The 12,903-nt window shown below is 40.6% G+C and carries 14 protein-coding genes; 6 read left to right on the top strand and 8 right to left on the bottom strand.

The genetic code is table 11. The features are described from left to right. Positions 1–110: 110 nt before the first annotated feature. Together rpoZ and gmk are read right to left on the bottom strand one after the other, a co-directional pair. Positions 111–386 (bottom strand): DNA-directed RNA polymerase subunit omega, encoded by a 276-nt coding sequence (rpoZ, locus tag I6F40_RS15395; RefSeq protein WP_007378835.1) that lies wholly within the window; start codon positions 384–386, stop codon positions 111–113. A 125-nt stretch (positions 387–511) separates the two neighbouring features. Beyond that, the gene (gene gmk, locus I6F40_RS15400) at positions 512–1,132 is read right to left on the bottom strand and encodes a guanylate kinase (RefSeq protein ID WP_024593430.1); all 621 of its coding nucleotides are present in this window, start codon (positions 1,130–1,132) and stop codon (positions 512–514) included. Positions 1,133–1,381: 249 nt separating this feature from the next. Here gmk and I6F40_RS15405 point away from each other — a divergent pair, with 249 nt between their 5' ends. Next, positions 1,382–2,857 (top strand): NAD(P)H-hydrate dehydratase, encoded by a 1,476-nt coding sequence (locus tag I6F40_RS15405; protein WP_166378315.1) that lies wholly within the window; start codon positions 1,382–1,384, stop codon positions 2,855–2,857. A gap of 22 nt (positions 2,858–2,879) precedes the next feature. On the opposite strand, the gene I6F40_RS15410 is transcribed toward I6F40_RS15405, so the two are convergent. The 5 genes from I6F40_RS15410 to I6F40_RS15430 all read right to left on the bottom strand — a co-directional run bounded on the left by I6F40_RS15410 (position 2,880) and on the right by I6F40_RS15430 (position 6,872). Then, positions 2,880–3,296 carry a VOC family protein gene (locus tag I6F40_RS15410; RefSeq protein ID WP_166378317.1) on the bottom strand — a complete coding sequence of 139 codons (417 nt, stop codon included), beginning with the start codon at positions 3,294–3,296 and terminating at the stop codon, positions 2,880–2,882. Between the two features lie 399 nt (positions 3,297–3,695). Continuing rightward, complete coding sequence (gene rnk, locus I6F40_RS15415; RefSeq protein WP_024610813.1) at positions 3,696–4,109, bottom strand: nucleoside diphosphate kinase regulator; 414 nt, start codon at positions 4,107–4,109, stop codon at positions 3,696–3,698. A gap of 193 nt (positions 4,110–4,302) precedes the next feature. Then, entirely contained in the window at positions 4,303–5,949 is a 1,647-nt protein-coding gene (groL, locus tag I6F40_RS15420) for a chaperonin GroEL (protein WP_007580030.1), read from the bottom strand. 48 nt (positions 5,950–5,997) lie between these two features. Then, complete coding sequence (locus I6F40_RS15425; protein WP_007580032.1) at positions 5,998–6,285, bottom strand: co-chaperone GroES; 288 nt, start codon at positions 6,283–6,285, stop codon at positions 5,998–6,000. 110 nt (positions 6,286–6,395) lie between these two features. Next, positions 6,396–6,872, bottom strand: coding sequence for an FxsA family protein (locus I6F40_RS15430; RefSeq protein ID WP_007580034.1), 477 nt, complete (start codon positions 6,870–6,872; stop codon positions 6,396–6,398). A gap of 178 nt (positions 6,873–7,050) precedes the next feature. On the opposite strand from I6F40_RS15430, the gene cutA reads away from it, so the two are divergent. The 5 genes from cutA (at position 7,051) to accC (ending at position 11,750) form a co-directional block, all read left to right on the top strand. Beyond that, positions 7,051–7,371, top strand: a complete 321-nt coding sequence (gene cutA / locus I6F40_RS15435) for a divalent-cation tolerance protein CutA (RefSeq protein ID WP_166378319.1) — start codon at positions 7,051–7,053, stop codon at positions 7,369–7,371. Then, positions 7,371–9,206, top strand: a complete 1,836-nt coding sequence (locus I6F40_RS15440) for a protein-disulfide reductase DsbD (RefSeq protein ID WP_197193181.1) — start codon at positions 7,371–7,373, stop codon at positions 9,204–9,206. Before cutA ends, I6F40_RS15440 begins: the two co-directional genes overlap by 1 nt. A gap of 227 nt (positions 9,207–9,433) precedes the next feature. Further along, positions 9,434–9,886 (top strand): type II 3-dehydroquinate dehydratase, encoded by a 453-nt coding sequence (gene aroQ, locus I6F40_RS15445; protein ID WP_197193182.1) that lies wholly within the window; start codon positions 9,434–9,436, stop codon positions 9,884–9,886. Positions 9,887–9,924: 38 nt separating this feature from the next. Next, a complete protein-coding gene (gene accB, locus I6F40_RS15450; RefSeq protein ID WP_007580042.1) occupies positions 9,925–10,383 on the top strand; it encodes an acetyl-CoA carboxylase biotin carboxyl carrier protein in 459 nt (152 codons plus the stop codon). A 26-nt stretch (positions 10,384–10,409) separates the two neighbouring features. Continuing rightward, positions 10,410–11,750: an acetyl-CoA carboxylase biotin carboxylase subunit gene (gene accC, locus I6F40_RS15455; protein WP_166378327.1), complete on the top strand. Its 1,341-nt coding sequence runs from the start codon at positions 10,410–10,412 to the stop codon at positions 11,748–11,750. 417 nt (positions 11,751–12,167) lie between these two features. Here accC and I6F40_RS15460 read toward each other — a convergent pair whose 3' ends face one another. Continuing rightward, positions 12,168–12,869 (bottom strand): FadR/GntR family transcriptional regulator, encoded by a 702-nt coding sequence (locus I6F40_RS15460; RefSeq protein WP_007580047.1) that lies wholly within the window; start codon positions 12,867–12,869, stop codon positions 12,168–12,170. Positions 12,870–12,903 lie beyond the last annotated feature (34 nt).

The raw sequence follows: 12,903 nt of genomic DNA on the forward strand, positions 1-12,903 counted from the left end.
GCCCTAGTGAAGCAAATTAGGTAAGCTACGAATATACGATGAAATGAAAGGATTGCCAACGGCTATAGTAGAAATACTGCGCCGTTGGCTAAATCAGACCGGGAGGTCGATTATTGGTTGCCACCAACAATGGCAGCAACAGCAGCTAATTCTGCTGCTTCTTGGTGTTGTTGTTCTTCACGGTCAATTAAGTCCATTGAAGCGCTATCAACTAAACCTAATTCAATTTCACGTAAAGCAACTACCGTTGGCTTATCGTTTTCAGGGTCTACTAGTGGAGTTTTACCACCAACAGCAATTTGGCGGGCACGACGAGCCGCAACTAAAATTAAGTCAAAACGATTACCAACTGCATCTACTGCATCTTCAACTGTTACGCGGGCCATCACAGCACTCCAAAAATAATTTAAAAGCAAAGACGTAGTTTACTCCAAGGAGCCACTTTCGCCAATAGCCAGTGTTCAATTTTTATCAGTTTTACTTGCCTAAGTCTAATTTAAGTAAGCTTAAATTATTTAAGCAGACTATTTAGTAAAACTTGATGACGATCTTCTTGCGCTTTTAGTGTTAAGCGCTGAGCCATTACAATCATTTCTATGTCGGCAAGTGCGTCCTCAAAGTCATCATTAACAATTACAAAGTCGTATTCATTATAATGTGATGTTTCAGATTGTGCTTTTGCCATACGAGAGGCAATAACCTCAGCCGAATCTTGGCCACGGTTATTTAAGCGTTGTTCTAATTCTTCTTTTGAAGGAGGTAGAATAAAAATAGTTTGTACGCTTGGCATAATTTTGCGCACTTGCTGAGCGCCTTGCCAATCAATATCTAAAAACACATCAATACCGGCATCAAGTTGCGACTCAATAGCCTGCTTTGATGTGCCGTAGTAATTATCGAATACTTGAGCCCATTCAAAAAAGTCATCTTTGGCAATAAGCGCTTTAAATTCGTCTGTAGATACAAAGTGATAATGCACGCCATTTTCTTCACCTGGGCGAGGGGCGCGAGTTGTATGTGATACAGATACTTTCATGTCAGCGTGTTTTTTTAATAACGCATTGATTAAGCTTGATTTACCAGCACCAGAAGGGGCTGACAAAATAAATAAGTTACCGCGAGTTTGTGCCATGTTTTTCTCTACCTAAAAATAAACAGGCTTGGGTTACAAGTAAGCCAAGCCTTTAATTAACTGCATTGTACTTTAATTAGCTCACCTTGCTCAAGTTAGTCGTGCTCATGTTGGTCATGCCCAAATTGGCTTGGGAGTATTTTGCTAAGTTAGAGTTTAAATAAAATTGCAGTTTAAAATTGTCAACGGAACTAGCCGCTAGATATAAGTATTTGATAAGGTGAAGTATCACCTAGTAAAGGAGCCTTTATGCTTAATAAAACCTTATTTACCGCACAACAAGTAAGAGACAACGAAGCTTTAGCTGCTAAAAATAGTCATTGTGATTTATTTACCCTAATGCAGCGTGCAGGCGAGGCTGTATATAAGCAATGGCAGTTATTTGATGCACAGCATACATTAGTCATTGTTGGCCATGGTAACAACGCTGGAGACGGTTACGTTGTAGCTAGGCTTATTATGCAATCAGGTAAAAAGGTAACAGTATGCGCAGCTGAGCCTAATAAAGTATTAACTGGTGATGCAGCAAAAGCGCAGCAGCTATGGATAGAAGCGGGTGGGGTGGTTTCTCATTTTACAAAAGACACTCTTAATAAGTGCGATATAGTTATTGATGCGCTCCTTGGTACTGGGCTTAATAGCGCCGTACGCGATAATTTTGCGAATATAATTAACGCTGTAAATAACAGTGGTAAGCCCGTAATAAGCATTGATATTCCATCAGGCATTGAAGCAAATACAGGACAGCCTTTAGGGTGCGCAGTACAAGCTACTTCAACCGTTACTTTTGTAGGTATAAAGCAAGGGCTCACAACGACGGCAGGTAAACAATATAGCGGTAAGTTAGTATTTGATGATTTAGCAATTGGTGATGCGTTTACTTGTATCGCTCAATCATCAGGAACCTTGATAAATATTAATAGCTTTAAAGGAATAGCCACGCGGGCAATCAATAGTCACAAAGGCAGCCATGGCAAGCTTTTATGTGTTGGAGGCAATCAAGGTACTGCAGGTGCAATTAGGTTAAGTAGTGAAGCAGCTCTTAGAACGGGTGCTGGCATGGTAAGAGTGTATACACACGAAAGCTCAATAACGCCTATTAGCATTGGCAGACCAGAACTTATGGTAAGCAGTAATAATTTACATCAAGCGCTAGAGTGGGCAAGCTGCGTTGTTATTGGTCCAGGGCTTGGGCAAGACGAATGGGCACAACAAACATTCGATGAAGTAATGCAATATTGCCAAAACAATAAAATGCCATTGGTTATAGATGCAGATGCCCTTAATTTACTGGCTAAGCAAGCTTCATCATACACATTAGAGCAATGCGTACTTACTCCACATCCCGGCGAAGCCTCTCGACTCCTGAGTGTTAGCACCAGCGAAATCGAATCTGATCGTTTTAATTATGCTCGCCTTTGCGCCAAGCGCTATACCGCGGCTTGTGTATTAAAAGGCGCAGGAACATTAATAGATAATGCCCAGCACACGTGGGTGTGTGAGGATGGCAACCCAGGACTGGCCGTTGGCGGCAGTGGCGATGTACTCTCTGGTATTATTGGGGCATTACTTGCTCAAGGTTTAACTATTGATGAAGCAGCGCGTTATGGTGTAACACTGCACGCTAAAGCCGGTGATATCGCAAGTGAGCGAGACGGGCAAAGAGGAATGCTACCCAGTGATCTATTCCCAATCGTAAGAGAGTTAGTTAATAAAGTGACGTGAGTTTAAGCGTCACTTTATCTTGCTAATTATTAAGCTGTAGTAGATCCCATTTTGTACCATATAAATCTTCAAAAACCACTACGGTGCCATAGGGTTCTACTCTAGGTTCTTCGTTAAATGTAACGCCTTTAGAAAGCATTAAATTATAATCTCGCCAAAAGTCATTGGTATGCAAAAATAAAAACACACGACCACCTGTTTGGTTACCAATAGCACTGATTTGTTCGGGTGTTGTGGCTTTAGCAAGCAGTAGATTAGTCCTGCTCGAACAAGCCCCGTTTGAATTTGGAGGTGAAATTAACACCCAGCGTTTACCATCTTCTAAATCAGTATCTTCGACTAACTCAAAGTTAAGCTTTTGAGTATAAAACTCAATGGCATCGTCGTAGTCCTTAACAACTAATGCAATGCTGCCGATATGCTGTTGAACGTTAGTCATGTTTAGCTCACTCCGTACTATTAAATAAATGTGCTTTTTATCATATTTAACCTGAACTCTGGTTAAGAGATTTACCAATGTATTGAATTATAGTGATATTTAAATTTATTTTCTCTAGCCAGAAATTTTCAGTGAAAACAAGGCGAACTTACGCGTCAATAGCTGGCCTATTGCAAGTAAACTCAACGCAGTGAGCGCTGAAAATAGCTGCTTGAGATAGATTTATTATCCAGAGTTCAGGTTGTTTAGTAAACGATTACGCAGGGTATATGCCCCCAATATGTAACTTAGTTATAGGTATAAATTAAACAGTATCAATCTGCTTTATAATAAAAAGCAAAACCCAGCCGAAGCTAGGTCTACTTTAAATCGATTTTTAGTGCTAAGTGCATAAAGTGTTTACCTGTGTAATTCACCAGCACGTTCCGGTTGATAGGTTACTTCTTTTATTTTTACCTTTATTAAGCCGCCATTAGGTTTAGGCCACTCAATTTCGTCACCTTGTGACAGTCCAAGTAATGCGCTACCAACGGGTGATAATATCGATATTTTATCGCCGCTAGAGTCACTGTTCTTTGGGTACACCAAGGTTAACGTAAATTCTTCTTTAGAAGACTCAACAATAAAGTTTACAGTTGAGTTCATCGTTACAACTGACGATGGCATATCTTTAGGCTCGACTATTGTTGCTCGTGCCAATTCAGCTTCCAATTCTTCTTTATTAGCAAAGCTACCTGCAGGCAATGATTCCATTAAATCATACAATCTATCTGCATCGAGTGATGAAATGATTAGTTCAGGTTTTTTATTCATCTTAATATCCTTAATAATTTTTAATAAATAAAATTAACTCTGAGTATGGCTTGGCATGCATTTAAGAAGCAAAGGGATACGCGAAGTCATTTTATTAATTAGCCACACCTGTGGCTTTTACTTTATTTGTGCCCAATAGCTAAAAACCCAGCCGAAGCTGGGTTTTTATTTGAGCTAGGTGTTTAGGGGATGATTACATCATCCCGCCCATACCACCCATTCCGCCCATGCCACCCATATCAGCGCCACCAGCTTCATCTTTTGGGATTTCAGCTACCATTGCTTCAGTAGTGATCATTAGACCCGCAATAGACCCTGCAAACTGTAATGCAGAGCGTGTTACTTTAGTTGGATCTAGGATACCCATTTCAATCATGTCGTTGTATTCACCAGTTGCTGCGTTGTAACCAAAGTTACCGTCGCCGCCTTTAACTGCGTTAATTACAACTGATGCTTCTTCGCCAGCGTTAGTTACGATTTGACGAAGTGGCGCTTCCATCGCACGAAGTGCAACTTTAATACCGTGGTTTTGATCTTCGTTGTCGCCAACTAAATCTACCAGCTTGCTAGCTGCACGTACAAGTGCAACGCCGCCGCCAGGTACTACGCCTTCTTCAACCGCTGCACGAGTTGCATTTAATGCATCTTCAACGCGGTCTTTTTTCTCTTTCATTTCCATTTCAGTAGCAGCACCTACTTTGATTACTGCAACACCGCCAGCTAGTTTAGCCATGCGCTCTTGTAGTTTCTCTTTATCGTAGTCTGATGTTGCTTCTTCGATTTGTGCTTTAATTTGTGAAACACGACCGCTAATACCCGCTTCTTCACCAGCACCATCAATGATTGTTGTATCATCTTTAGTGATAATTACGCGCTTAGCTGTACCTAGGTCTTCAACTGTTGCTTTTTCAAGCTCTAAGCCGATTTCTTCAGAAATTACAGTACCGCCAGTTAATACAGCGATATCTTGTAGCATTGCTTTACGACGGTCGCCAAAACCAGGTGCTTTAACTGCTGATACTTTAACAATACCGCGCATGTTATTAACTACTAATGTAGCTAGTGCTTCGCCTTCAAGGTCTTCTGCGATGATTAGTAGTGGTTTGCTTGCTTTAGCAACCGCTTCTAATGTTGGTAATAATTCGCGGATGTTAGATATTTTTTTATCTACAAGTAGAATAAATGGGTTATCTAGTTCAACAGTACCTTTTTCTGGGCTGTTGATAAAGTAAGGAGATAAGTAACCACGGTCAAACTGCATGCCTTCAACAACATCTAGTTCGTTTTCAAGTGATTGACCTTCTTCTACAGTAATAACACCACTGTTACGGCCTACTTTTTCCATTGCTTGTGCAATGATGTCGCCAATCTCTTTATCAGAGTTAGCTGAAATAGTACCTACTTGTGCAATTGCTTTAGTATCAGAACAAGGAACAGATAACGCTTTAAGCTCTGCAACAGCAGCAATAACTGCTTTATCGATGCCGCGCTTAAGATCCATTGGGTTCATGCCCGCTGCAACAGCTTTAAGGCCTTCATTAACAATAGACTGTGCAAGTACTGTAGCGGTAGTTGTACCATCGCCGGCTGCATCGTTTGCTTTAGATGCAACTTCTTTAACCATTTGTGCGCCCATGTTCTCAAACTTGTCTTCAAGTTCGATTTCTTTTGCTACAGATACACCATCTTTAGTGATAACTGGTGAGCCAAATGATTTATCTAGTACAACGTTACGGCCTTTAGGACCTAATGTAACTTTTACTGCGTTTGCCAGGATGTTTACGCCAGTTAGCATTTTAGCGCGTGCGTCACCTGCAAAAAGTACTTCTTTTGCTGCCATGTTTTAAATTCCTCTAAATTCTTAAATGTTTATAAACGAAAAGTAGGTTTAGCCTACAATGCCTAAAATATTATCTTCACGCATGATCAGGTACTCTTGACCTTCGATCTTTTCAACTTTTTCAACATATGAGCCAAATAACACAGTGTCACCGGCTTTAACTTCTAACGCTCTCACGTCACCGTTTTCTAAAACGCGACCATTACCTACGGCTACAACTTCTCCGCGAGTTGATTTTTCAGCTGCAGAGCCAGTTAATACAATACCGCCAGCAGATTTTGTTTCTTCTTCTAGACGTTTAACGATTACGCGATCTTGTAAAGGACGAATGTTCATGTTTTTTAGTTCTCCTAACAGTTTCTGAACAGTACAGAAAAAAGCTTTTCTAATTTGCATTCATTAATGGGGGTAGAGTGAAAAATTCCAAGAGAAAAAACGATAAATTTTTAATCTTTTCTCTCATATTCACCATCAATAGTAGTTGGTCGTTCCATTTGCCCTTGCTCTCGTTCAGCATGTTGCTGCCCAGCAAACGGCGATGGCCCTTGTTGCATGCCTGCGCTCATTCTAACAGTTGCTTGGCTAGCAAGGCCTGCAGCCAATTTGTTACGAATTGCAGGGGTTAATAATAGTAGCCCAAATACGTCAGTCATAATGCCAGGAGTAAGGAGTAATACACCTGCAATTACAACGCATATTCCGGTAAATAATTCTTTGGCTGGCATTTGCCCTTGCGCCATTTGCGCTTGTACGTTTTGCAGCGCCCCCATACCTTGTGTTTTAACCATTTTGGCACCTAAAATCGCCGTAATAACAACAAGTGCAATTGTTGCAAATCCACCAATCACGTCGCTTACTTGAATCAGCAAAGCGATTTCGATAATAGGGATGATAATAAACAACACAAATAAAAATCTAAACATAGCGCTCTCTAAATAATGACACTCAAAAGAGTTGATGAAATATAAATGAGGGTGACGAGGTCTCTTTTCAAGGTTAGGGCATAGGTATCGTCATTTTACTGATATTTTAGCGTCTACACATTGTATCGGCTATCAGATACTATGATGATAGACACTGTCCAATAAGTATAGGTTCATAATGACTACGCATTTTAAAATGATTTTTACGACCTGCAAAGACGAAGCAGAAGCACGCATACTTGCAAGGGCGTTGGTAGAAAAAAAACTAGCTGCTTGTGTAAATATTTTACCTAACATGGGCTCTATTTATATGTGGGAAGGCGAAGTTGCAGAAGCAACTGAGGCTAAGCTACTTATAAAAACGAAATCAGATAAAATGAACGATGTGTTTCTAACAATAAAAGAGTTACATAGCTACGAAGTGCCAGAGATTCAGGTTTTAGAAGTTTCTACGGGAAATTTGGCGTATTTTAATTGGATGGACGAGGTACTGAATTAATGCGTTTTTTCTTTTTATTGTTGGTTACATTATTAACCGTACCTGTAAAGGCTGCGACTAATAATGTGCTTGGTGATCTACTTGGGCCTCCTCAACACACTTTTTTACCTGTAGACCAAGCGTTTGTATTTGACTTTGATCAGCAAGGCAGCACCTTGTTTGTAGGTTGGGATATAGCGCCAGACTATTATTTATATAAAAAGAAAATAGAAATCATTGCCAAGGGCGCAAACATTCAAGTAGGTGACTCGGGTAGTGGCGAAATTATTGAAGATGAATTTTTTGGTAAAACAGAAGTCTTTTTTAATACCGCGAGCGTTGTTAGTAAGTTAAGTAATATCACTGAGGGAGCGGTTGTTAAAGTTCGCTATCAGGGCTGTGCAAAAGCAGGGCTTTGTTATCCACCAGAAGTGATTAGCATTCCACTTAGTGTAATTAGTGGCGCACAAATTAAAAATGTAGATCAAAATAGCGCTACCGATGAAGCGGCAACAGCGCAAAGTACGTTTGCAGCACTTAATGAGCCAACTACTGAACCTACAACAAATTCGGATGATACCGAAAAAGAACTGACTTTTACTGAGCAATTAGCAAGTCAGAGCTTAATAACTAATTTACTCATATTTTTTGCTGTTGGTGTAGGCCTTGCTTTTACGCCGTGCGTATTTCCTATGTTTCCAATTTTGTCTAGCTTAATTGCGGGTCAGCAAAACCTTTCAACTAAAAAAGCGTTTGCGTTGTCGTTTGTATATATACAAGGTATGGCAGTTACCTATGCAGCGCTTGGCTTAGTTGTTGCTGCGCTTGGTGGGCAAGTGCAGGGGTATTTACAGCATCCATTTGTGTTAATCAGCTTTAGTTTATTATTTGTATTGCTCGCTATGTCGATGTTTGGTTGGTACGAAATTAAACTGCCAAGCAGTATGATGAGCAAGCTAACCCAAGTAAGTAACAACCAAAAAGGCGGCAACTACGTTGGCGTATTTTTAATGGGTGTACTTTCGGGCTTAATAGCATCACCTTGTACTACTGCGCCACTGTCGGCGGCGCTCTTATTTGTAGCGCAAAGTGGTGATTACTTAGTAGGTGGTTTAACTCTGTACGTGCTCAGTTTGGGTATGGGATTGCCATTGTTATTACTTGGTACATCTGGCGGTAAATTGCTGCCTAAAGCGGGTGGTTGGATGGAGCAAGTTAAAACCTTGTTTGGTTTTGTGATGCTCGTTGTGCCGCTTATATTACTTGAGCGACTAGTAAGCGCCGACATTATATTATTAATGGCAGGTGTGCTTGCATTAGCAACAGCACTGTACTTACATCATTGGCAAAGTAGCCAAACACAAAGCAAGTTAAAAACTGCATTATGGTTTGCTGCAACTCTATTAGTTATTACAGGCTTTACGTTAACTAAAAACTACTTTTGGCCAGTTCAAGTACAAACAGTACAGGTAAGCTCACAAAATAATGAGTTTAAACAGGTTGCTGATTTAGCAGAACTAAAAGAAGCAGTTGCACAAGCAAACGACGAAGGTCGAATGGTTATGGTCGATTTATATGCTGACTGGTGTGTGGCGTGTAAAGAGTTTGAACATTACACCTTTCCTGATGCCAAAGTGCAAAGTGAGTTTAGCCACTATCAGCTTATTCAAATTGATTTAACTGAGAGTGATAATAAAACAATTGAGCTGATGGAAGAGTACACGGTGTTTGGTTTACCGAGTATTTTGTTTTTTAATACTCAAGGTCAAGAGCTTAGCACGCAACGAGTGACAGGCTTTTTAAACGCTGATGATTTTGCTAAACACCTAGCTATAGTGCGCACCAGCGCACAATAATAGTGCAATAGTGTCACTTAATTTAGAGAGTGGCACCTTCTTAACTCTTCTTTTATTTGTACCTCCAACACTGATAAGACCAGTATTTTGCTGCTATTTACGTCGAAATCACTATAATAGTTGGTTAACGTGAGAAATTGTTGCTACATTGCTTTTTCTGCTTACTTAAAAGTGAAAAATTAGTTAGTAACTGCTTAACTCATTACTTATAGGATATATCGCGTATTATGGCTGCAAAATTTAACCTTTTATTTATAAATGGTCCAAATTTAAACATGCTGGGCAAACGTGAACCGGATAAATACGGTTTTCAGACGCTCAGTGAGATTATGGAAGAGCTAACCAGTGCCGCTAATAGTCTAGATGTTGAGTTAACGCATTTTCAAAGTAATAGTGAGCAAGCACTCATTGAACGAATTCATGATGCTTGGCAAGCGGTTGATTACATAATTATCAATCCTGCTGCATTTACGCATACGAGCGTCGCATTACGTGATGCACTGCTGAGTGTTGATATTCCGTTTTTTGAGGTGCACTTAAGTAATGTGCACGCGCGTGAAGCGTTTCGCCATCATTCGTATTTTTCTGATGTGGCACAAGGCGTGATATGTGGATTAGGCGCAATGGGCTATCACGCAGCATTAAATGCCGCTGTAAGCCGGTTGCAAAACGCAATTTAATTTTAAATTAACACACAAACAAATAGGCGGGTCGTGTAATGGATATTCGCAAGATAAAGAAGCTTATCGAATTAGTAGAAGAATCAGGTATTGCTGAGCTAGAAATCACTGAAGGTGAAGAATCAGTACGTATTAACCGTAACAACATGAGCGCAGGCCCTGGTTACCCGCAATTTGCTCCACAGCAATATGCACCAGCGCCAGCAGCACCAGTTGCAGCGGCTCCTGTAGCTGTTGAAGCAGCAGCACCAGCTGAGCCTACGGGTCATCAAGTTAAATCACCAATGGTTGGGTCTTTTTACTCTGCTGCGTCTCCTGAAGCTCCAGCATATGTAGAAGTTGGTCAGCAGGTTAAAGTTGGCGATACACTTTGTATTATCGAAGCTATGAAAATGATGAACCAAATTGAATCAGATAAAGCCGGTACAGTAAGAGCTATCTTAGCTGAAAATGGCGAGCCAATAGAATTTGATCAACCTCTATTCATCATTGAATAATAGCGTAACCTAAAAGGCCAACTCTAATGTTAGATAAAGTAGTCATTGCAAACCGAGGTGAAATTGCACTTCGTATATTGCGCGCCTGCAAAGAGCTTGGGATCAAAACGGTTGCTGTGCATTCAACGGCAGATCGCGATCTTAAGCATGTATTGCTTGCAGATGAAACCATCTGTATTGGTAGACCATCAGCAACTGAAAGTTATTTAGATATTCCGCGCATTATTGCTGCGGCTGAAATAACTGACGCTGTAGCGATTCATCCTGGTTACGGTTTCCTTGCAGAAAATGCTGATTTTGCCGACCAAGTTGAGCAAAGTGGTTTTGTATTTATCGGTCCTACAGGCGACACTATTCGCCTTATGGGTGATAAAGTGTCTGCTATCGCAGCAATGCGTAAAGCAGGCGTTCCATGTGTTCCAGGCTCTGACGGTCCAGTATCAGATGATAAAGAACGCAACATGCAAATCGCCAAGCGTATTGGTTACCCGGTAATCATCAAAGCTGCTGGTGGCGGTGGTGGTCGTGGTATGCGCGTTGTTCGCAGCGAAGCTGAACTTATTGATTCAATTGCATTAACACAGCAAGAAGCTAAGCAGTTCTTTGGTAATGGCATGGTTTACATGGAAAAATTCCTTGAAAATCCACGTCACATCGAAGTTCAGGTATTAGCTGACGGTCAAGGTAATGCAGTACATTTAGGTGAGCGTGATTGTTCTATGCAACGTCGTCACCAAAAAGTAGTTGAAGAAGCTCCAGCACCAGGAATTACTGCTGAAACGCGAAAATTCATTGGCGAGCGCTGTACACGTGCATGTATCGAAATTGGATACCGCGGTGCAGGTACGTTTGAGTTTTTATACGAAAACGGAGAGTTTTACTTCATCGAAATGAATACACGTATTCAGGTTGAACACCCTGTAACTGAAATGGTTACTGGTATCGATTTAATCAAAGAGCAGTTAAAAATTGCAGCGGGTCAACCGTTATCATTCACTCAAGACGACGTTGTTATTCGCGGTCATGCTATTGAGTGTCGTATTAATGCTGAAGATCCTGAAACGTTTATCCCGTCACCGGGTAAAATTACACGTTTCCATCCAGCAGGTGGTTTAGGTATTCGTTGGGACAGCCATATTTACGCTGACTACACGGTTCCACCACATTACGATTCAATGATTGGTAAGTTAATTACTTACGGTGAAAACCGTGATGTAGCTATTGCCCGCGCACGCAATGCACTTAACGAGCTAGTAATTGACGGAATTAAAACTAATACTCCTTTGCATAAGAGAATTCTTGCAGATGAAAACTTCCAAAATGGTGGTACTAACATCCACTACCTTGAGAAGAAATTAGGATTGTAATTTTAGCCTGTAAAAGGCGTTTTATCTTAGTTAATAACCAGAGTTATTAAGCTGATTTAAATAATTAAAAATCCGATATCAGGAGACTGATATCGGATTTTTTAATGTCTGTAATTTATACCAATTCGCTTAATTAAATGAGCTATTTTGGGGGCGGAAAAACGTGTTGGTAGCTAGGCAAAAAATTCGCTATTTAGTTGTTCTCGGCAATTGCTCCTGCATTGATCTACCTTCTGCATCCATGCAGTCGTAAATGAGAATTTTTTAACGCAGGTAGCGACACGTTTAGCCCCGCAAAATGATTAAGTATTATTGCGGATTGGTATTAAGCCTTATAGGCAATAAAAAAGTCCATGAAATATACTGTAAAGAGTAAATTCGATGGACTCAATATTTATACAATATGTTGAACTAACATTAAACTAATTTAGATTCAATTAACTGTAGTGCTTCTTCTAAAATTGTTTCTACTGCTTTCTTAGCGCGTTCAGGATCGCGTGACTTTATGGTCTCTAAAATATCAGCGTGCTTAGCAACGTCTGCGCCCGGTACACCTTTAATGTGGTTTGTATAACGAATACTTACTCTAAGGGCAGTACTAATAAACTCAGTTAACTGCACAAAAAAGCGATTGTTACTGGCAACTAATATGCTGGTATGAAAAGCAATGTCAGCTTCGAGTGGATCGTCCAAGCCCTCGTCTGCTTCAGCCATGCGGGCTAAGGCGTTATCAATTTCAGCGAGTTGTTCAGCAGTTGCATTTAGTGCAGCAAGAGCGGCCGCTTGTGGTTCAAGGGCAACGCGTACTTGAGTAAACTCTTTTAATAATGAAAGTGATGGCTTGCTGCTTAAAATCCAACGTAGTACGTCGGTATCAAACATGTTCCAGCTGCTTTCAGGTAATACACGAATACCTTGCTTAGGACGAGAAGAAATTAATCCTTTAGCAGAGAGCATTTTTACCGCTTCGCGGGTAGCGCTGCGACTTACATCATACTTTATACATAAATCGGCTTCAGAAGGCAGGCCTTCGCTTACAGGGTAAACACCACGCACAATAGCAAAACCCAAATCGTGGGTTAATTGTTGTGTTAAATTTTGACGGGGTTGGCTTTTCATTGCGCAGGATTCCGAGTTGATATATTGCTTTATT

It is taken from the genome of Pseudoalteromonas sp. SWXJ133, assembly GCF_015864365.1.
Classification (GTDB): Bacteria; Pseudomonadota; Gammaproteobacteria; order Enterobacterales; family Alteromonadaceae; genus Pseudoalteromonas; species Pseudoalteromonas arctica.

Coding starts and splice junctions, on each gene's coding strand:
- rpoZ (WP_007378835.1), bottom strand. CDS start 386: ATGGCCCGCGTAACAGTTGAAGATGCAGTAGATGCAGTTGGTAATCGT.
- gmk (WP_024593430.1), bottom strand. CDS start 1,132: ATGGCACAAACTCGCGGTAACTTATTTATTTTGTCAGCCCCTTCTGGT.
- I6F40_RS15405 (WP_166378315.1), top strand. CDS start 1,382: ATGCTTAATAAAACCTTATTTACCGCACAACAAGTAAGAGACAACGAA.
- I6F40_RS15410 (WP_166378317.1), bottom strand. CDS start 3,296: ATGACTAACGTTCAACAGCATATCGGCAGCATTGCATTAGTTGTTAAG.
- rnk (WP_024610813.1), bottom strand. CDS start 4,109: ATGAATAAAAAACCTGAACTAATCATTTCATCACTCGATGCAGATAGA.
- groL (WP_007580030.1), bottom strand. CDS start 5,949: ATGGCAGCAAAAGAAGTACTTTTTGCAGGTGACGCACGCGCTAAAATG.
- I6F40_RS15425 (WP_007580032.1), bottom strand. CDS start 6,285: ATGAACATTCGTCCTTTACAAGATCGCGTAATCGTTAAACGTCTAGAA.
- I6F40_RS15430 (WP_007580034.1), bottom strand. CDS start 6,872: ATGTTTAGATTTTTATTTGTGTTGTTTATTATCATCCCTATTATCGAA.
- cutA (WP_166378319.1), top strand. CDS start 7,051: ATGACTACGCATTTTAAAATGATTTTTACGACCTGCAAAGACGAAGCA.
- I6F40_RS15440 (WP_197193181.1), top strand. CDS start 7,371: ATGCGTTTTTTCTTTTTATTGTTGGTTACATTATTAACCGTACCTGTA.
- aroQ (WP_197193182.1), top strand. CDS start 9,434: ATGGCTGCAAAATTTAACCTTTTATTTATAAATGGTCCAAATTTAAAC.
- accB (WP_007580042.1), top strand. CDS start 9,925: ATGGATATTCGCAAGATAAAGAAGCTTATCGAATTAGTAGAAGAATCA.
- accC (WP_166378327.1), top strand. CDS start 10,410: ATGTTAGATAAAGTAGTCATTGCAAACCGAGGTGAAATTGCACTTCGT.
- I6F40_RS15460 (WP_007580047.1), bottom strand. CDS start 12,869: ATGAAAAGCCAACCCCGTCAAAATTTAACACAACAATTAACCCACGAT.